General features: G+C 64.4%; 22 protein-coding genes. 9 read left to right on the forward strand and 13 right to left on the reverse strand.

What is annotated here, in order from left to right:
- Nucleotide 1: 1 nt before the first annotated feature.
- On the forward strand, nt 2-1,078 hold the full coding sequence (locus R2676_RS07930) for a metallophosphoesterase (RefSeq protein WP_206275406.1): 1,077 nt from the start codon (nt 2-4) through the stop codon (nt 1,076-1,078).
- Between the two features lie 46 nt (nt 1,079-1,124).
- Here R2676_RS07930 and R2676_RS07935 read toward each other — a convergent pair whose 3' ends face one another.
- Nucleotides 1,125-1,652, reverse strand: coding sequence for an FKBP-type peptidyl-prolyl cis-trans isomerase (locus R2676_RS07935; RefSeq protein WP_027677688.1), 528 nt, complete (start codon nt 1,650-1,652; stop codon nt 1,125-1,127).
- 11 nt (nt 1,653-1,663) lie between these two features.
- Between R2676_RS07935 and R2676_RS07940 the strand changes: the two genes are divergently transcribed.
- Both R2676_RS07940 and R2676_RS07945 read left to right on the forward strand, forming a co-directional pair.
- Entirely contained in the window at nt 1,664-2,893 is a 1,230-nt protein-coding gene (locus tag R2676_RS07940; protein WP_206275407.1) for a ribosomal protein uL16 3-hydroxylase, read from the forward strand.
- Nucleotides 2,894-3,132: 239 nt separating this feature from the next.
- Entirely contained in the window at nt 3,133-3,366 is a 234-nt protein-coding gene (locus R2676_RS07945) for a hypothetical protein (protein ID WP_206275408.1), read from the forward strand.
- Between the two features lie 151 nt (nt 3,367-3,517).
- Here R2676_RS07945 and R2676_RS07950 read toward each other — a convergent pair whose 3' ends face one another.
- The 8 genes from R2676_RS07950 to R2676_RS07985 all read right to left on the reverse strand — a co-directional run bounded on the left by R2676_RS07950 (nt 3,518) and on the right by R2676_RS07985 (nt 10,629).
- Complete coding sequence (locus tag R2676_RS07950; protein WP_206275409.1) at nt 3,518-4,303, reverse strand: MBL fold metallo-hydrolase; 786 nt, start codon at nt 4,301-4,303, stop codon at nt 3,518-3,520.
- A gap of 34 nt (nt 4,304-4,337) precedes the next feature.
- Nucleotides 4,338-5,534: an outer membrane protein assembly factor BamC gene (gene bamC, locus R2676_RS07955; protein ID WP_027677691.1), complete on the reverse strand. Its 1,197-nt coding sequence runs from the start codon at nt 5,532-5,534 to the stop codon at nt 4,338-4,340.
- A gap of 61 nt (nt 5,535-5,595) precedes the next feature.
- Nucleotides 5,596-6,480, reverse strand: coding sequence for a 4-hydroxy-tetrahydrodipicolinate synthase (gene dapA / locus R2676_RS07960; RefSeq protein WP_027677692.1), 885 nt, complete (start codon nt 6,478-6,480; stop codon nt 5,596-5,598).
- A 118-nt stretch (nt 6,481-6,598) separates the two neighbouring features.
- A complete protein-coding gene (locus R2676_RS07965) occupies nt 6,599-7,165 on the reverse strand; it encodes a class I SAM-dependent methyltransferase (RefSeq protein ID WP_206275410.1) in 567 nt (188 codons plus the stop codon).
- A 10-nt stretch (nt 7,166-7,175) separates the two neighbouring features.
- The gene (locus tag R2676_RS07970) at nt 7,176-8,378 is read right to left on the reverse strand and encodes a tryptophan--tRNA ligase (RefSeq protein WP_206275411.1); all 1,203 of its coding nucleotides are present in this window, start codon (nt 8,376-8,378) and stop codon (nt 7,176-7,178) included.
- 21 nt (nt 8,379-8,399) lie between these two features.
- Nucleotides 8,400-9,065: a site-2 protease family protein gene (locus R2676_RS07975; protein WP_206275412.1), complete on the reverse strand. Its 666-nt coding sequence runs from the start codon at nt 9,063-9,065 to the stop codon at nt 8,400-8,402.
- Between the two features lie 66 nt (nt 9,066-9,131).
- The gene (locus tag R2676_RS07980; RefSeq protein ID WP_004626152.1) at nt 9,132-9,755 is read right to left on the reverse strand and encodes an L-threonylcarbamoyladenylate synthase; all 624 of its coding nucleotides are present in this window, start codon (nt 9,753-9,755) and stop codon (nt 9,132-9,134) included.
- 13 nt (nt 9,756-9,768) lie between these two features.
- Complete coding sequence (locus R2676_RS07985) at nt 9,769-10,629, reverse strand: 3',5'-nucleoside bisphosphate phosphatase (RefSeq protein WP_316856995.1); 861 nt, start codon at nt 10,627-10,629, stop codon at nt 9,769-9,771.
- A 149-nt stretch (nt 10,630-10,778) separates the two neighbouring features.
- Between R2676_RS07985 and R2676_RS07990 the strand changes: the two genes are divergently transcribed.
- The 3 genes from R2676_RS07990 to R2676_RS08000 are packed head-to-tail and all read left to right on the forward strand — an operon-like array spanning nt 10,779 to nt 12,798.
- Nucleotides 10,779-11,858 carry an NAD(P)/FAD-dependent oxidoreductase gene (locus R2676_RS07990; protein WP_206275757.1) on the forward strand — a complete coding sequence of 360 codons (1,080 nt, stop codon included), beginning with the start codon at nt 10,779-10,781 and terminating at the stop codon, nt 11,856-11,858.
- Between the two features lie 8 nt (nt 11,859-11,866).
- On the forward strand, nt 11,867-12,412 hold the full coding sequence (locus R2676_RS07995; protein ID WP_206275414.1) for a DUF4166 domain-containing protein: 546 nt from the start codon (nt 11,867-11,869) through the stop codon (nt 12,410-12,412).
- Nucleotides 12,409-12,798, forward strand: coding sequence for a thiol-disulfide oxidoreductase DCC family protein (locus R2676_RS08000; RefSeq protein WP_206275415.1), 390 nt, complete (start codon nt 12,409-12,411; stop codon nt 12,796-12,798). The genes R2676_RS07995 and R2676_RS08000 overlap by 4 nt, the downstream gene beginning before the upstream one ends.
- 8 nt (nt 12,799-12,806) lie before the next feature.
- Here R2676_RS08000 and R2676_RS08005 read toward each other — a convergent pair whose 3' ends face one another.
- Both R2676_RS08005 and R2676_RS08010 read right to left on the reverse strand, forming a co-directional pair.
- On the reverse strand, nt 12,807-13,724 hold the full coding sequence (locus tag R2676_RS08005; protein ID WP_102065049.1) for an alpha/beta fold hydrolase: 918 nt from the start codon (nt 13,722-13,724) through the stop codon (nt 12,807-12,809).
- A gap of 79 nt (nt 13,725-13,803) precedes the next feature.
- A complete protein-coding gene (locus R2676_RS08010; protein ID WP_410482484.1) occupies nt 13,804-14,673 on the reverse strand; it encodes a ferritin-like domain-containing protein in 870 nt (289 codons plus the stop codon).
- A gap of 88 nt (nt 14,674-14,761) precedes the next feature.
- Between R2676_RS08010 and R2676_RS08015 the strand changes: the two genes are divergently transcribed.
- From R2676_RS08015 to R2676_RS08025, 3 genes are all read left to right on the forward strand, one after another.
- Nucleotides 14,762-15,289: a gamma carbonic anhydrase family protein gene (locus R2676_RS08015; RefSeq protein ID WP_004626140.1), complete on the forward strand. Its 528-nt coding sequence runs from the start codon at nt 14,762-14,764 to the stop codon at nt 15,287-15,289.
- A complete protein-coding gene (hslO, locus tag R2676_RS08020) occupies nt 15,286-16,299 on the forward strand; it encodes an Hsp33 family molecular chaperone HslO (RefSeq protein ID WP_206275417.1) in 1,014 nt (337 codons plus the stop codon). The genes R2676_RS08015 and hslO overlap by 4 nt, the downstream gene beginning before the upstream one ends.
- A 105-nt stretch (nt 16,300-16,404) precedes the next feature.
- Nucleotides 16,405-16,818: a hypothetical protein gene (locus tag R2676_RS08025; RefSeq protein ID WP_092971531.1), complete on the forward strand. Its 414-nt coding sequence runs from the start codon at nt 16,405-16,407 to the stop codon at nt 16,816-16,818.
- 55 nt (nt 16,819-16,873) lie between these two features.
- Here R2676_RS08025 and ftsB read toward each other — a convergent pair whose 3' ends face one another.
- Both ftsB and eno read right to left on the reverse strand, forming a co-directional pair.
- Nucleotides 16,874-17,209, reverse strand: a complete 336-nt coding sequence (gene ftsB, locus R2676_RS08030; protein WP_027677705.1) for a cell division protein FtsB — start codon at nt 17,207-17,209, stop codon at nt 16,874-16,876.
- 91 nt (nt 17,210-17,300) lie between these two features.
- Complete coding sequence (gene eno / locus R2676_RS08035; protein WP_009238483.1) at nt 17,301-18,584, reverse strand: phosphopyruvate hydratase; 1,284 nt, start codon at nt 18,582-18,584, stop codon at nt 17,301-17,303.
- Between the last annotated feature and the right edge of the window lie 25 nt (nt 18,585-18,609).

Raw genomic sequence — 18,609 nt, forward strand, 5'->3', positions numbered from 1 at the left:
GATGACACGGCGCGGCGCAATTTCCCGCAGGCTTCCATGCATCGCCTTGGCGTTGGCGATGCTGCTGCCGGTGGCTGCGCCCGCGGCGTCCAAGAGCGCGAAGCCTGCAAATGACGCGCCGTCCGCCTTCACCTTCACGGTCATCGGCAACGTTCCCGAACGCCCCGAGGATGTCGCGCCTGTACGCACCCTGCTGGACGCCATCGACGCCGAACATCCGGCCTTCGTTGTTCACCTGGGCAACCTCAAGGGCCGCGATGAATCGTGCGCCGACACGCTGCTCGAAGCCCGCCACGACCTGCTCGACAGCTTGATCGCGCCCGTCATCTATATCCCGGGCGACCACGACTGGAGCGACTGCCAGCGCCCCGCGGCGGGCAGCTTCGACCCGGTGGAACGCCTGTTGCGCCTGCGCGAGCTGTTCTACCCCGACGACAGCACGCTCGGCCAGCGCACCATGACGGTCATGCGCCAGTCGGATCAGGCCAAGTTCCGCAGCTACCGCGAAAACACTCGCTGGACGATGAACGACGTGTTGTTCGTCACCCTCAACGTGCCCGGCGACAACAACAACTACAAAACCGCGGGCGGGCGCAACGGCGAATACGAAGACCGCCTCGAAGCCAATCGTCAATGGCTCGCCCGCGCCTTTGCCGTCGCGCGCCAGCGCAAGATGGCCGGCGTGGTCGTCATGATGCAAGCCGATCCGCTCTTCGAAGATGGCTGGGAGCGGCGCCGCGCACCGACCTTGCTCGACGGTTTATTGCGTCGCCGTTCGCATGACGGGTATCTGTCGCTCAAGCGCCAGTTGCGCACGCTCACGCGCGACTACGACGGTGCCGTCCTCCTGATCCACGGTGCCAGCCAGACGTTCATGCTCGACCGCCCGCTCAAGGACGAAGACGGCCGGCCGGATCCGCACGTCATGCGCGCACGCACCTATGGTTCGCCGGTGCTCGACCGCTGGCTGGAGGTGTCTGTCACGCCGGGCCGCACGCCGCTCTTCCATATCCGCAGCCGCCGCCTCGACAACACGCCCGCGCCGGCCCCGGAGATTGCACCGGCGCCCGCGCAATAAAAACGGGAGCCGAAGCTCCCGTTTTCGTAACTCGATGAACCGCCGATCAGTGCAGCGTGTGCGGCTTGTCGTCGTCTTCGTCCTCGTCCACCACTTCGAGGCCGGTTTCACCATGCACGTGGCCGTGCTCGATTTCTTCCGCGGTGGCTTCACGCACTTCCGTCACCTTCAGCTCGAAGCGCAGCGCCATGCCGGCCAGCGGGTGGTTGCCATCCAGCACAACCTTGTCTTCCGCCACATCCGTGACGGTGTAGACGATGGCATCTTCTTCATCGCCATCTTCGGGCACGCCCTCGAACTGCATGCCGACTTCGAGCGGCTCGGGGAAGCGATCGCGCGGCTCGATCTTGATCAGCTCTTGATCGTAGTCACCGAAAGCGTCGTCCGGCTCGAGCTGCAGTTTGGTCTCGTAGCCTTGCTCGTGGCCGTCCAGCGCTTCCTCGATCTTGGGGAACGTGCCATCATAGCCGCCGTGCAAATACACCATCGGCTCATCGGATTCCTCGATGACGTTGCCCTGCGCGTCGGACAGTTTGTAAGCCACCGACACCACCGTATTCTTCGCGATTTTCAATTGCGCACTCCATGAACGAAGTCCCATTATACGCTGCCGATGGCGGCGTCCAACCTGCTCTTCCAGCGGGGCATCCGGCGCAACTTCTCGGCGGTCTGTCACCGCGCGATTTCATGCGCACGCACTGGCAGAAAAAGCCTCTGCTGATCCGTCAGGCACTTTCTCCCGACGAGATGCGTGCGCTGCACTTTCCGCTCTCGCCCGAACGCGTACTTGCCCTGGCTGCGCGCCCCGATGTCGAGTCCCGCCTGATCGCGCAATCGCGCGGGCGCTGGTCGTTCAATCACGGCCCCTTCGACGAACGCCCGCTACCGTCGCGCAAGACCCGCAACTGGTCGGTGCTTGTGCAAGGCGCGAACCTCGTCGAGCCGGCGGTCGAAGCGCTGATGCAACGTTTCCGGTTCATCCCCGACGCGCGGCTCGATGATGTGATGATCAGCTTCGCAACCGACGGCGGCGGCGTCGGCCCGCACTTCGATTCGTACGATGTGTTCCTGCTGCAAGCGCACGGCAAACGCCGCTGGCGCATCTCCGCACAGGATGACCTCACGCTCATCCCAGATCTGCCGCTGAAAATCCTCGCCAATTTCCAGCCCGAAGAGGAATTCGTGCTCGAACCCGGCGACATGCTCTATCTGCCCCCGCACTACGCGCACGACGGCGTAGCCGAGGGCGATTGCATGACGTACTCGATCGGTTTCCGCTCGCCGTCGTACCGAGAATTGGCGGGCCACTTTCTGGGCTTCCTGTCACAAACGCTGGAAGACGATCCCAACTTTGAAGGCCGCTACGCAGACCCCGACCAAAAGCCGACCGAACACCCCGGCGAACTGCCCGCCGCCATGGTCAAGGCGCTTGCGCAGAAGCTCAACGCATTGCGCTGGACGCCTGATCTCGTTGGTGAATTCCTCGGCGCGTACCTGTCCGAGCCGAAGGATCACGTCGACTTCGTCACGCAGCCTCGCTTGCCGCTCGCACGCTTTACGGCCCGGGCGCGCAAGGAAGGCATCGTCCTGGACGCGCGAACGCAGGCGCTGTATGACGCGCAACGCTTCTGGATCAACGGCGACACGTTCGAGCCGTCGGGAACGCTGCTTGCGTGGCTATCCGCGTTGGCCGACGCACGTCGTGCGAGCGCCGCGTCGGTGGATGCGGCGGCCGGCCTGCCGGATCTGATGGACACGCTGCACGCATGGTACGAAGAAGGCTGGCTGAGGTTGGCTGGCCCTGCGCAGCGATGATTCCGCGTTGAAACAGATCGTTACAAAAGCGTTTGAATCGTACGTGCGTCAGGCCCGACTCAACTACACAGGGTAGGTAAAGGTCGCTATAATCCGACGCTAGCTTGCAAGCCGAGCAGCCCTCGTGCGGCTTGGCTGCCAGCATAGAAGAAGGTGTAGTACCTGAGCGATAATTACCGGTAATTATTCATCGCCCTTTCTGTTGTTCGCTTTCCATATTCAGTTTAAGGATCGAAAAAATGAAAAAGTCTCTCCTGATCGCCTCGCTGATGGCTGCTGTTGCTCTGGCTGCTTGCGGTAAGAAAGAAGAAGCTGCTGCTCCGGCCGCTGCTCCGGAAGCTTCGGCTCCCGCCGCTGCTGCTCCGGCTCCGGCTGCTTCGGACGCTGCTGCCGCTCCGGCTGCCCCGGCTGCTTCCGACGCTGCCGCCTCGGCTCCGGCTGCTGACGCTTCGGCTCCGGCTGCTAAGCAATAATCGCGTTTCTCGCGAGACAAAAAGCCGACCCTCGGGTCGGCTTTTTTCATGGGCGCGATCTAAGTTTCAGTTCGTGGCAGCAATGACGCGCCCATCCGCCATTCAAAGTTGTTTCTGAATCTTACAAGCCGCTCAAGACAGGCCTCCGCCCTCAAACGGTGCGCCAAAGCAGGCCCTCTTCCTGATCGGCGATCGGCACGTCTTCAACGCAAGCGCCCAACGGCGCGGCAATCGCTTCGGCAGCCAACAACGGCGTGTTGTTCTGCTTGGACAGATGTGCAGCCACCACCGTGTGCAACGAATCGTGGCGCACACGCGTGAGGATCGCGGCGGCAATGTCATTGGCCAAGTGGCCGAAATCCCCGCCGATGCGACGCTTCAACGACCACGGATACGCTGAATTGGCCAGCATGTCGCGGTCGTGATTGCATTCCAGCACAAGGGCGTGCATCCCTGCCAGATGCGTGCACAGATATTCCGTGGACATGCCGGCATCGGTCAGCACCCCCAGGCGCCGCGCCCCGTCGTTGAAGACGAACTGCAGCGGCTCGCGCGCGTCGTGCGGCACGGTGTAAGGCAAGATTTGCAGATCGCCGACAGAGAACACATCGTCGGCGCGGCAGAAACGCACGGCAGCGCGGTCGGCGCCGCGCAGGCTTTCGGTCGCGCGATAGGTGCCGTGGCTGGTCCAGACCGGGATATTGAATTTGGCGGCAACCGCATAGGCGCTGCCAACGTGATCGCTATGCTCGTGCGTGACAAGGATAGCGTTGAGAGATTCCGGCGTGCAGCCCAGGCGTTCGAGCCGCCGCACAGTCTCGCGGATGCCGAATCCGCAATCCAGCAGAATGCGCGTGCATGTCGCACCGCTCGCCGATTCGACGAGCAGCGCATTCCCTTCACTGCCGCTGCCAAGGCTGGCGAATCTCAGTGTCATCGCCCACCCAGGCAGCCGTACTGCATAACGTCGATTACCGCAGTTGCTCGTCGAGCAGCGACAGGATGCGCTTGCCGATGTCACCGGTTTGCGCGGAGCCGTCGTCGTTCTGCACCAGCACCGTCGACGACGTGCCGGCATCCTTGACCACCACGCGGTAACGCTTGGCACGCTTGAGGTCTTCGATCTTCGTGCCCGAGAACAGGCGCGAGAAGAAGCCCGGTGCATTCGCTTCGGCACGCGTATCAGCGTAGCGGACGAAGTACACGCCTTGCGAACGGTCGCGATCATCCACGGTGAAGTTGACGCGATCTAGCGCCAGACCCACGGTACGCCAGGCGCGGTCGAAGGGTTCCGGCACTTGCAGAGCCGGCTGACCATTCGATTGCGTCAGCAGCGACGGGCCCGTGCGCGGAGCGGGCTCGGCCTTCGCGCCGTCCTGCACCGGGTGCACAGCCTGCGTTTGTGCGAGCTTCTGCTGCGCGGCTTCTTTGCTGGCGCCCAGACGCTGCATCAGGCGCGAGAGGAATTCAGCCTCGAGTTCCGGATCGGCCGGGCGCGGCGTCCACACGGTCTGGTCCTTGGACGAACCCACCAATTGCTCCTGCGCGCCGCGGTGCGAGATATAGACCTCGACCGAGCCATTCGGCCCCTTCTCGATGCGGGTGCGGAACTTGTCGCGCTCCGACGTCGAGTACAGACCATCGAACACCTTGCCGACGGTGCGGCGGATGATGTCCTGCGGAATCTTCGCGCGGTTCTCGGCCCAGTCGGTTTCCATGATGCCGGTCTCGGGCGAGTCGATCACCAACAGGAAGCCCAGCTCTTGCCAGAAGGTGCGCAATTGCGGCCACAGGGCATCCGGCGTGGTCTTCACGACCAGCCAGCGCTGATTGCCATCACGCTCGATGCGCATGTCGGACACGGCGGGCAGCACGTTGTCAGTGCCCGAGCCCGGCGTCGTGACCTTCGGCGCCGTCGACGTGTAGGCCGACAGCGTGGTCGTGCCCGTGTCCGGTGCAGCATAGCGGCGATCCGCCTGGATGCCGGTCAGGTCGGGCGGGACCTCAAGGGTCGGACCCTTCTTGGCCTGCGATTTGTAATCGATGCGGTCCGGCTGCATCACCTCATTGACGGTATCGCAACCGGAAATCAGGGCAACCGACAGCGCGGCCAGCAACAGTTGAGCGGACGTCGCCACAGCCCCGCGACGGGTTTGGTGCAGTTTCATTGACTTGCGATCCTTCAGATGAGAACGATGGCTTAAGGGCCTGAGAAGCGCCTTGAAACAATCAGGAGAGCAGCCCGGCATCCTTCAGGGATGCGCGCACAACCTCGTGATACTGGGGTGCCAGCGGCGTCAACGGCAGGCGGATGCCGCCTTCCATCTTGCCCATGGCCTGGAGAGCCCACTTGACGGGAATCGGGTTCGACTCGACGAACAGATTCTTGTGCACCGACAGCAGTTGCATATGGATGCGGCGAGCCGTTTCCACGTCGCCGCGCATGGCCGCCGCACACAGTTCGTGCATGGCGCGCGGCGCAACGTTGGCCGTCACGGAAATATTGCCGTGCCCACCCAGCAGCATCAGCGCGATGGCGGTCGGATCATCCCCGCTGTAAATCTTGAACGAGGCCGGCGCGCCCTTGATGAGTTGCGCGGCGCGGTCGATGTTGCCGGTCGCTTCCTTCACGCCGATGATGCCCGGCACTTCAGCCAGGCGCAGCATCGTCTCGACCGTCATATCGGCCACGGTGCGGCCCGGCACGTTGTACAGAATGACCGGGAGATCCACCGACTCAGCCACCTTGCGGAAGTGCAGATACATGCCTTCCTGCGTCGGCTTGTTGTAGTACGGCACGACCTGCAGCGAGGCATCGGCGCCCACCTGCTTGGCGTAGGCCGTCAGCTCCACCGCTTCGGTGGTGGAGTTGCCGCCGGTGCCGGCAATGATGGGGATGCGCTTGTTGGCCTGCTCGACCGCCACACGGATCAGCTCACGGTGCTCTTCCACCGACACGGTCGGCGATTCACCGCTGGTGCCGACGATCACGATGCCGTCGGTGCCTTCGGCGATGTGCCAGTCGATGAGCTTGCGCAGGGACGGGAAATCAAGGCTGCCGTCCTCGTGCATGGGCGTGACGATGGCGACGAGACTGCCGGAAATCTGGATCATGGTTTCGAAAGCAGACAAAAGCGTGAACGTAAACAGTCGGATTGTACCGGATCGTCAGAACGGATTCGCCACATCTGAGACCCGCCAAGAGACGGGTAAGCCGCCGTCCTCAGCAACTTCAAAGTGCGTAGCGCGGCGCAACCGCTCCAGCAGGCTCGCGAACCGCGCAAACCCGCTGCACGTAAGCTTCCCGCGGCGATGCGAGAAAACCGTCTTCGTAGCCGATCACCCGCAACTGGCCTCGCACCGCGTCAAGCAATTCACCCGGCGCCAGCAGGAATGCCGCGTTCGACGGTTTCCCGACGGTTTCGTTTCCCACGGCAAAGGTTTCGTAGATCAGCCGGCCGCCCGGCGCGACGGCCGCCAGCAAGCGCGGCCAAAGCGGCCGGTGCAGGTAATTCGTGACAACGACGGCGTCGAACGTGGCCCCTGCGGGCAACGGCCACGGGTTCCCTTCGATGTCGGCGACGATGGTTTGTGCGACGCTGGCGAGGCCCGAAAGCGCCGCCGCGTCACGGTCGATGCCCGTTACCCGCAGGCCGCGCGCCGCGAGACGGCGCGCATGGCGGCCGCTGCCGCAGGCCACGTCCAGTACGGAGGCGCCCGTCGGCAACTCAGCCGCCCAGCGCACCACCCAGGGCGACGGCGCAGCAAGCGTGTGCGGATCCGATGCGGCAGCAGACATCGACGGCCTATCAGCTGTAGGTCAGCCCCATCGCCTCGCGCACCTCCCGCATGGTCTCTTGCGTGACCTTCCGGGCGTTGTCGCAACCGTCGGCGATGATGGCGCGCAGCAGGGACGGATCGTCCATGTATTTCTGAGCGCGCTCGAGCATCGGCTGCTGTTCACGCAGGATGCCTTCGATCACCGGCTGCTTGCATTCCAGGCAGCCAATGCCTGCGCTGCGGCAGCCCTTCTGCACCCATACCTTCGTGTCGGCATCGGAGTAGACCTGGTGCAGCTGCCAGACCGGGCACTTGTCCGGATCGCCCGGATCGGTGCGGCGCACGCGGGCCGGGTCGGTCGGCATGGTGCGAACCTTTTTCTCGACGGTTTCCTTGTCCTCGCGCATGCGGATCGTGTTGCCGTACGACTTGGACATCTTCTGGCCATCAAGACCGGGCATGCGCGATGCCTCGGTCAGCAGCACCTGCGGCTCGGGCAGGATGATCTTGCGGGCACCTTCCAGGTAGCCGAACAGGCGTTCGCGGTCACCCATCGAGAGGCTCTGCGACTCGGCCAGCAGTGCGCGCGCCTGCTCAAGGGCTTCGTCTTCGCCGCGCTCCTGGTAGGCCGTGCGCAGTTCCAGATACAGCTTGGCGCGCTTGCCACCGAGCTTCTTGGCCGCTTCAAGCGCCTTCTCCTCGAAGCCGGGTTCGCGGCCGTACAGATAGTTGAAGCGGCGGGCCACTTCACGGGTCATCTCGACGTGCGGCACCTGGTCTTCGCCCACCGGCACGAAGCCAGCGCGGTAGATGAGGATGTCAGCGGCCTGCAGCAGCGGGTAGCCGAGGAAGCCGTAGGTGGAGAGATCCTTTTCCTTCAGCTTCTCGATCTGATCCTTGTACGTCGGCACGCGTTCGAGCCAGCCCAGCGGCGTACCCATCGAGAGCAGCAGGAACAGTTCGGCGTGTTCGGGCACGCGGCTTTGAATGAACAGGGTGGACTGGGTCGGATCGACACCGGCGGCCAGCCAGTCGATCAGCATCTCCCACACCGATTCCTCGATCACCTCGGGCGACTCGTAGTGCGTGGTCAGCGCATGCCAGTCGGCGACGAAGAAGAAGCACGGGTATTCGGCTTGCAGCCGGACCCAGTTTTTCAGGACGCCGTGGTAATGCCCCAGGTGCAGTGCACCGGTCGGACGCATGCCAGAGAGAACGCGGTCAGGAAACATGTGGGAAATGGAGTTGAAGACTCAGGAAAACAGCATCTGCAGCGGACTCAGAATCCACTGCAGCAGTTGAAACAGCAGCGCCATGATCGGGCGCATCCAGACATTGGTAATGACGTTGGAAATGATCAACGCCATCACGATGAAGAAGCCGAACGGTTCCATGCGTGACAGCCCCAGCGCCATCCTGGGCGGCAGCAGTGCAGCCAGCACGCGCCCGCCATCGAGCGGCGGCAGCGGAAACATGTTGAACGCCGCCATCACCATATTGACCAGAATGCCGGCGCGCGCCATGCCGATCAGGAACGGCTCGTTCACGCCCTCCATCGCGAACACAACTGCCAGCACGCCCCAGAAAATCGCTTGGACAAAGTTCGTGGCGGGGCCAGCGAGGGCCACCCACATGCCGTGCCAGCGCGGATCACGCAGATGGCCAAAGCGCACCGGCACCGGTTTGGCATAACCGAACACGAACGCGCCCTTGGTGGCGAAATACAGCAACAGCGGCATCGCGATCGTGCCGATGGGATCGATGTGCCGCAGCGGATTGATGCTGATGCGGCCCATGACATAGGCGGTATCGTCGCCGAAATGCTTCGCGACATAGCCATGCGCCGCCTCGTGCAGCGTGATGGCAAACAGGACGGGAATCGCGTAAACCGCGATGTTCTGGATCAGTGTGGGGTCCATAGGCGGGCTATTGTAGCAAGCGCGCGCCGCACCACGGCGCCACCGAAGCACGCGCCAAGGCGTCGCCTACAACCCCACGCGGGCAGGATCGCCCCGGCCCTGGCGCACGAGTTCGGGCTCGCCGCTCGTCAGGTCGATGACGGTGGTGGGTTCGGCCGGGGCCGGGCCGCCGTCGATGACGAGTTCGAGCTGCTTTTCGAGCCGATCGCGAATGGTCTCGGCCTCGTTGAGCGGCTCGTCGTCGCCGGGCAGCTGCAGCGTGGCGGAAAGCAGCGGCTCACCCAGTTCGGCCATCAGCGCCAGGGGGATCGCGTGTTCCGGCACGCGCAGGCCGATCGTCTTGCGCGACGGATGCGACAGCCGGCGCGGCACCTCCTTGGTCGCTTCCAGCAGGAAGACGAACGGCCCGGGCGTCGCCGCCTTCAGCACGCGATATTGCTTGTTGTCGACGCGCGCAAACGTGGCCAGCTCGGAAAGGTCACGGCACATCAGCGTGAGGTGATGCTTCTCATCGATGCCGCGCACGCGGCGCAGGCGCTCGACGGCGGATTTGTCGTCCAGATGGCAGGCGAGCGCGTAGCAGGAATCGGTAGGCAGCGCGACAAGGCCGCCGGCGCGGATGATCTCCGCCGCCTGACGGATCAAGCGCCCTTGCGGCGTGGTCGGATGAATCTGGAAGAACTGGGACATGGCAGGCGCGCGCTCAGGACATCCACCGGCTCCAGACCGGCGTCAGGTTGTCGGGCAGCGGCGGCAGCGTGCCAAGTTCGACGCGGCCCTCACCCGGGCCGTGGAAATCTGAACCGCGCGACGCCAGCAGTCCGTAGCGGCGCGCGACGTCGGCATACAACGCGTATTGGTCGGGCGTATGGCTGCCGGTGATGACCTCGACGCCCTCCCCGCCCAGCGCCTTGAATTCATCGAACAGCGCGCCGTGCTCGACCAGCGATAGCGTGTATCGCCCCGGATGCGCCATCACCGCGACGCCCCCGGCGCCCTTGATCCAGTTGATGGCATCGGCCAGGCGCGACCAGCGATGCGGCACGTAGCCCGGCTTGCCGTCGCCCAGATAGCGGTCAAAGACCTCGTGGATATCCCGGCAGTGGCCGTGCTCGACGAGGAAGCGCGCGAAGTGGGTGCGGGAGACCATGTCCGGATTACCGGCGTAGCGCAACGCACCTTCGTAGGCGCCTTCGATACCGAGTTTGGCAAGCGCCGCGCTGATGTCTTCCGCGCGCGCGCAGCGGCCGGAGCGCGTGCGTTCCAGCCCCTGCACCAGATCGGCATTTTCAGGATCGATGCCGAGGCCAACGATGTGCAGCGTGCGCCCGGCCCACGTCACCGAAATCTCGACGCCCGCGAGGTATTCCATGCCCAGCGCCGTCGCGGCTTCGCGTGCAGCGGCCTGTCCGCCCACTTCGTCGTGGTCGGTCAACGCCCAAAGCGTCACGCCGTGGGCGGCAGCGCGCGCGGCCACTTCGTGCGGCGCAAGCATGCCGTCCGACACGGTCGAATGGCAGTGCAGATCGGCATTTCGGGCGGAGGCGGCAGAGATGTTTGGCATTTCGCCATTTTACTGCTGCGGCGCGCAACGCGGGGCCCTGCGCGCCACCGCTCGGCATCCGGAAGACCCGACTGCCCGTGGCGGTGTTCGCGGCGCGCCGCTTGCTGCAGGCTATAGTGGCCGCATTGTTTCGTTCCCTGCGCTCTGCCATGACTTCCGCCGCCACTCTGAATGCCGATTCCTCCCAGCCCGTGGAACAACGAATCGACGTGCTTGTCGTGGGCGCTGGGCCGGTCGGCCTGTTTGCGGCGTTCCAGGCGGGCGTGCTCGGCATGTCCTGTGTGCTGGTGGATGCATTGGACCGCCCGGGTGGTCAATGCACCGAGCTGTACCCGGAAAAGCCCATCTACGACATCCCGGCGCTGGTGTCGTGCACCGCACAGGAACTCGTCGATCGGCTGATGGCCCAGTGCGCGCCGTTCAATTACCCCATTCTTTGCAACCGCCGCGCTGAGACCGTCGAAACGCTCGAAACCGAACACGGCCAGCGCTTTCGCGTCACGACAAGCGCCGGCGACGTGTTCGACTGCGCCGCCGTCCTGATCACCGCAGGCAACGGCGCCTTCACGCCACAACGCGTGGCCTTGCCTGAAGCCGCCGCGCTGGAAGGTCGCCATCTCCATTACGCTGTGCGCGACACCGCGCGCTTTGCAGGCAAGCGCGTCGTCATTGCCGGCGGCGGGGATTCCGCCCTGGACTGGGCACTCGCGTTGCGCAAGGTGGCCGCACGCGTGACGCTGGTCCATCGACGAGAGGGCTTCCGCGCGGCCGACGCGAGCGTTGCTGAAATGCGTGCCGCCGTGGCCGCCGGCGAAATGGACTTTGTGCTCGGCATGCTTTCGCGCCTGGACAGCACGCCCGACGGCACACTCACCGGCGCAGCCATCCGCGGGCGCGACGGCGAAACCGTGCTGCCCTGCGACGAACTGATCGCGCTATATGGGCTGGTTTCCGAGCCGGGCCCCATTGCCAACTGGGGCATGGAAATGCGCGCGGGCCGCATCACGGTGGAAACAACGGCGTACGAGACCTCGCGCCCCGGCGTGTTTGCGGCCGGCGATATCGCGCTGTATCCGAACAAACAGAAGCTGATTCTGTCTGGCTTCCATGAAGTGGCGATGGCGCTGCGGCGTGCTTATCGCTACGCGAACCCCGACAAAACGCTCGTGCATACACATTCGAGCAACGATGCGGGGCTGCAGACGAAGCTGCATGTCACGGCGGAATAAGTTCTCGCATGCGCGCAGCGTCGCTCTACGAAACCGTGCTCGGCGCGCGATATGCGGAGCTGGCGCCGGCCGTGCAGACATTCCACCGAATGACCGGCGCGGTGACCCTGCACGGCGAGGTCGAAACGGAACCGCCCGCATCGCGCCTCGCACGCGTGCTTGCATGGTGCATTCGCACGCCGCGAACACCGATGCGTGGCCCGATCCGCATCTCGCTCAACGCTGCCGCCACGAAAGAAACCTGGACACGCCATTTCCCCCGCCACACGATGCGCTCGACCTTGTCGCTGCGCCGGGGGCATCTCACAGAGCGGCTCGGCGCGGTGCGTCTGTTCTTTGCGCTGGAGGCGCATCAAGGCGTGTTACAGATGCGCCTGCAAGGCTTGCGCTTTCTCGGCATCCCGTGCCCTGCCTGGCTGCGGCCCACCGTATTGGCCGAGGAGTCAGGCGACGGTGACCGCTTCCACTTCAACGTCCGCGCCAGCGTGCCCTTGCTCGGCGTGGTAGCGGCGTATCGAGGTTATCTCGATCTGGCGACGGTGGAGCGCGCATGATCGTCGTCTACGATGCGCACTGCCTGCTGTGCAGCGGCTCCATCCAGTTTCTGCTGCGACATGATCGACAAGGCGTGCTGCGTTTTGCCTCCATGCAAGGCGAGACCGGCCGACGCTTGCTCGCGCAGGCCGGCGTGAATCCGGATGACGTCGATACCGTCCTGTTCGTGCGTGACGGCCAGGCGTGGCGGGAAAGCGCTGCCGTCCTGCGCATCCTGCATGTGCTCGGCTGGCCGTGGCGGTTGGCATGGATCGGTTGGTTGATCCCCGCGACATTGCGCGACGCCGTTTACCGCCGCGTCGCGCGCAACCGCTATCGATGGTTTGGCCGGTCAGACACCTGCATCCTGCCGCCGCCCGGCACGGCACGGCGGTTTCTCGATTGAGCTTCCGCTCAACGCTGCATGCAGAACTCTTCAATCAGCGCGGCCACCTGCTCCGGCTGGTCGTGATGCAGCATGTGGCCCGCATCCGCAATCAGCACCTCACGGAAATCAGGGAACGCCGCAAAGCGCGTCTTGAATTCGGCCAGCGGCACATCGCCTGCAATGGCTTTTAGCGTGGGCGAATCGACGGCCTCGACGTGCAGCACGGGCGCGGTGACCCGGCGCCAGATTTCCATCACCTCATCCAGCCGATACAGCTGCGGATTGATGATCTTGTGCGCCGGGTCGCCAAGGATCTCCCAGCGGCCTTCGGCATTCCGGCTCGACCAGTGCTGCGCCAGGAATGCCGCCTTGTCGGCCGGCAAACGCGGATTCGTTTTCTGGAGGCGCGCGGCGACGTCTTCAACGGTGGCGTAGGTGTTCAGGCGCGGCTTGTCCTTGAGTTCATCGAGCCAGCGCGCATAGCGGCGCGGCGCCTGCGACGCCTTCGACGCCGACATACCGAAGCCTTCCAGATCCACCACGCGCCGAACGCGCTCGGGCCGGATGCCCGCGTACAGGCACACCACGTTGGCGCCAAGGCTGTGCCCGACCAGCGTCACCTGCCCTTCCGGCTGATAGTGATCGATGATGGCTTCAAGGTCGGCCACGTAGTCGGCGAACCAGTAGCTCTCGACGCCGGGGGCATCGGTGGGCCGGGCAGACTGGCCATAGCCCCGCCAATCCGGTGCCACGATATGCCAGCGCTCGCGCAGCGCATCGACCAGAAACTGGAACGATGCCGATACATCCATCCACCCATGAAACAGGAAGAGGATGGGCGCCCCCGGCTCGCCCCATTCGCGGATGTGGTAGCGCAGGCCGCGCACGGGCAGATAGGTCGAGCGGGAGGCCTGACGTGCGGCAGGCTGTGTGGTGGAGTCCATGGTTTCCGTCACCGAATATAAATCGAACGATCGTTCTTTTTCCGGCGATTATAGCGGCGGATGGACAAGCCCGTGGCGCTTAGAACGAGGCTTCCAGCGCGGCAATCTCGTCGTCGTCGAAACCGGCCTGACGCCGGGCTTCAAGGTTGAACGGCCCGCGCAGACGCGGCGCGCCGTATTGCTCGGCCAGCTTGCGATACGTCGGCACGGGGTCCAGCCCCGCGCGCTCGCAGAGCCAGCGGTACCACCGGTTGCCGACCGCGACGTGGCCAATCTCGTCCCGCAGGATGATGTCGAGGATGCCTGCAGCCGCCATGTCGCCAGCCTGCGCGAGCTTGGCCCGGATCGGCGGTGAAGCATCGAGCCCCCGCGCCTCCAGCGTGCGCGGCACGAGCGCCATGCGCGCGAGTGGATCGGCGGCGGTTTTCTCCGTCATTTGCCAGAGGCCGTCGTGGGCGGGGTGATCGCCGTAGCGGCAACCGAGCGTGGCCAGATGGGCCGAAAGCAGCGAAAAGTGCGTCGCCTCTTCCGCCGCCACGCGCGTCCAGTCTTCGTAGAAAGCCACCGGCATGCCAGCAAAACGCCACACGGCGTCGAGCGCAAGATTGATGGCGTTGAATTCGATGTGCGCGAGCGCGTGCAGCAGCGCGCCGCGACCGCGTGGCGTATCGATCGCACGGCGACGCGGAACCTCGGCAGGCGGCACGAGCACCGGAGCGTCGGGCCGCCCCGGCACACCGCCTTCCGGTGCCGCAATGGCTTCGTCAATGCCCCAGCGCGCGGCGTCGACGCTCTTGGCCCACTCGCCCAGACGCAGCGTGGCGTCTACCTTGCTGGCCGGATCGGTGAGACACAGCGCGGCAAGGGCAGCATGACGGAGCGTGTCAGCGGGCGTTGGGTGGCGAGGTTGCGGAGCGGTCATCAGCGTACAATTTGGACTTTCCGCCATTTTAATTCGACGCATCTGCCTGCCTTGCCCGGCAGGCTTGAAGACGCGCCCTTTTCCCCCACCTACGCAGATTCTGGAGACCGATCGCATGGCCCTCTACCAACTCGGCGATGTTGCACCGACCATCGACGCCAACGCCTATGTGGCCCCCGAAGCGACCGTCATCGGGCGCGTGGAGCTGAAAGCGCGCGCGAGCGTATGGCCCGGCGCCGTCATCCGCGGCGACAACGAGCCGATTACCGTGGGCGAGGCCAGCAACGTGCAGGAAGGCTCGGTGCTGCACACCGATCCGGGCTGCCCGCTGAACATCGGCGACCGCGTAACGATCGGCCACCAGGCCATGCTGCATGGCTGCACGATCGGCGAAGGCTCGCTGATCGGCATCCAGGCGGTGGTGCTCAATCGCGCGGTGATCGGCAAGAACTGCCTGGTGGGCGCGGGCGCCATCGTCACCGAAGGCAAGGTCTTCGAAGACGGCACGCTCATTCTGGGCGCGCCCGCGAAGGCCGTGCGCAAACTGACGGAAGACGACATCGCCAAGATGCACTTGAACACCGAAACGTATGCGGTGCGACAGGCGATGTACAAGCAGCAACTGAAACGGATCGATGGATGACTGACGAGCTGAAGAAATTTGTATTCGACGCCGCGCCCGTGCGCGGTGAACTGGTGCGCCTGGAAGGGACGTGGCAGGAGGTGCTGGGCCGCCGCCGCTACCCTGCCCCGGTCAGTACACTGCTGGGCGAGATGATGGCCGCCGCCGCGCTGCTGTCGGCCAACCTCAAGTTCAATGGCGCGCTCGTCATGCAGCTGCACGGCGACGGCCCGGTGCACATGCTGGTCGTCGAGTGCAACTCCGACCTGTCGATGCGCGCCACCGCCAAGATTGCCGAAGGCGCTGAGATCGCCGACGACGCCACGCTGGCCGCCATGGTCAACGTGCACGGCAATGGACGCTTCGCCATCACACTGGATCCGCAAGACAAGCTGCCGGGCCAGCAGCCGTATCAGGGCATCGTGCCGCTGTCGGACGAGAACGGACCGCTCGCGAGCATCACCGAAGTGCTTGAGCACTACATGCAAAGCTCCGAGCAGCTCGACACGCGCCTGTGGCTCGCTGCTGACGACAAGGTCGCCTCGGGCATGCTGCTGCAGCGCTTGCCTTCGTATGGCGGGGCCATGGAAGGTCGCACTGGCCATGCGCCCGCGCAGGTCGGTGAGACGGGTCAGCCGCTGCATAAAGACGTGCAGGAGCAAGACCTCGACACGTGGGAACGCGTCTGCCAGCTCGGTAAGACGCTGCGCCGCGACGAACTGCTCGAGCAGCCGATCGACACGCTGATCAAGCGCCTGTACTGGGAAGAAATGGAAGCGGCCGGCATCCGCATGTTCGAGCCGCAGAGCCCGCGTTTCCGCTGCTCGTGCTCTCGGCTGCGCGTGGGCTCCATGCTTCGTACGCTTGGCCAACCCGAAGTCGACAGCATTCTGGAAGAACGCGGCAAGGTGGAAATCGACTGCGAATTCTGCGGCCAGCACTACAGCTTTGACGCTGTGGATTGTGCGCAGCTCTTCGCACAGGAAACTGTCGCGCAGGGTATTCAGGAAGCATCCGACCAGCGCCACTGAACACGGCGACATAGTATGAAGTACGCGTGGCTCGCGGCACTTATCAGGGCCGCCCACGCTCTAAGTCGCCAGTTACCTCATCTGCCGCCTGCTGCGGAACGCACCATGTCCGAACCCACGACTTCGTCCCTACGATCGTTGATTCTTTCACGCGCTGCCGCGCTGGCGTTGCCGCTCGGGGCGGCGCTACTGGCCTCAGCCTGCGTTGCGGTACCGCGTGGCCCGGGCGGCACACCCTACACCGCCCGGCTGCCGGACGATACGCAGGCTGCGGCACCGGCACCGCTGTCGCCAGAAGAGCGCAAGAAGCTGGACGCGCTGAATGCCAAGGCGCTGCGCGAATCCGATCAGGCCATCCAGCGTGACGCCCAAGCGCGCGCCTATGCGGCCGCGCCCTACTACGCGCCGTATCCGTACTACGGAGGCTATTCGGTGTATTACGGCAGCGGATGGCGCCACCGTGGGGGCTGGGGCGTCAGCTACGGTGCACCCGTCTGGGGCTATCCGTACTACTGGTAAATCCGGGAGTTGCCTTCAACACGAGCGCGCCTGCGGGCGCGTTGGCATGGCAGCGTCAGTGATGCGCCTGCTGGCCCGCCGGAGGAGGCGGTGGTGGCGGGGTTTCGCTGGTTCTCGGGGCCGGCGCGACAAACTGCACGAAGCCTTCGTCGTCCTTGACCATCCCAAGCTCGTAGCGCGCGCGCTCTTCAATGGCGCCCGTGCCTTCCTTCAGATCCTTCACTTCGCCTTCAAGCTTGGTGTTGCGCAGCTTCAGTTCAGCATTGCGCTGATTCTGGGCCGTCACCTGCTTCTGCATGTCCCACACGCGCAGCCAGCCACCCTTGCCCAGCCAAAGCGGGTACTGGATGGCAAGCAGCAACAGCAGCAGGAACAGCGTAATCAGGCGCATAGGGACAAGCGTTGGCGGTACTCGGGCTCCAAATACCATGCGACCGCCAGAGCGGCGGTCGCACAGTCATGCGGAGCAAAACTGCGAGGGATTATCGCAGGTTATAGAACGCCGACTTGCCCGGATAGCTGGCGATATCACCGAGGTCTTCTTCGATGCGCAGCAGCTGGTTGTACTTGGCCATGCGGTCCGAACGCGACAGCGAGCCCGTCTTGATCTGGCCAGCGTTCGTGCCAACAGCGATGTCGGCAATCGTGCTGTCTTCGGTTTCGCCCGAGCGGTGCGAGATCACGGCGGTGTAGCCAGCGCGCTTGGCCATCTCGATGGCGGCAAACGTCTCGGTCAGCGTGCCGATCTGGTTGATCTTGATGAGGATCGAGTTGGCGATGCCCTTCTCGATACCTTCCTTCAGGATCTTGGTGTTGGTGACGAACAGGTCGTCGCCCACCAGCTGCACCTTCTTGCCGAGCTTCTCGGTCAGGGCCTTCCAGCCCGCCCAGTCGCTCTCGTGCATGCCGTCTTCGATCGACACGATCGGGAACTTGTCAGCCAGGTTCGCCAGATAGTTGGCGAAGTCTTCCGACGACAGCTGCAGGCCCTCGCCTTCGAGGTGGTATTTGCCATCCTTGTAGAACTCGGACGCGGCGCAGTCCAGCGCCAGCAGCACGTCTTCGCCGGCCTTGTAGCCAGCCTGCTCGATGGCCGACAGGATGGTGTTCAGGCACTCTTCGTTGCTGGCGAAGTTCGGTGCGAAGCCGCCTTCGTCGCCCACGGCCGTGCTCATGCCCTTGTCAGCCAGGATCTTCTTCAGCGCGTGGAAGATCTCGGCGCCGCAGCGCAGGGCTTCACGGAAGCTCGACTGGCCGACCGGCATCACCATGAATTCCTGGATGTCGAGGCTGTTGTTGGCGTGCGCGCCACCGTTGACGATGTTCATCATCGGCACCGGCATCTGCATCGCGCCCGAACCGCCGAAGTAGCGATACAGCGGCAGGCCGGCTTCTTCAGCAGCGGCCTTGGCGACGGCCATCGACACAGCCAGCATGGCGTTTGCGCCCAGGCGGCTCTTGTTCTCGGTGCCGTCCAGGTCGATCAGGGTGCGGTCCAGGAACGCCTGTTCCGACGCGTCCAGGCCCATGATGGCCTCGGAGATTTCGGTGTTGATGTGCTCGACGGCCTTGAGCACGCCCTTGCCCAGGTAGCGCGACTTGTCGCCGTCACGCAGTTCGATGGCTTCGCGCGAGCCGGTGGATGCACCCGACGGCACCGCTGCACGGCCCATCACGCCCGATTCCAGCAGCACGTCGCATTCGACGGTGGGGTTGCCGCGCGAGTCCAGCACTTCGCGACCGATGATATCTACGATGGCACTCATGAAAATCCCTCTTGGTGTCTTAAAG

This window comes from Ralstonia flatus (assembly GCF_958439105.1).
In the GTDB taxonomy this organism is placed as follows: domain Bacteria; phylum Pseudomonadota; class Gammaproteobacteria; order Burkholderiales; family Burkholderiaceae; genus Ralstonia; species Ralstonia flatus.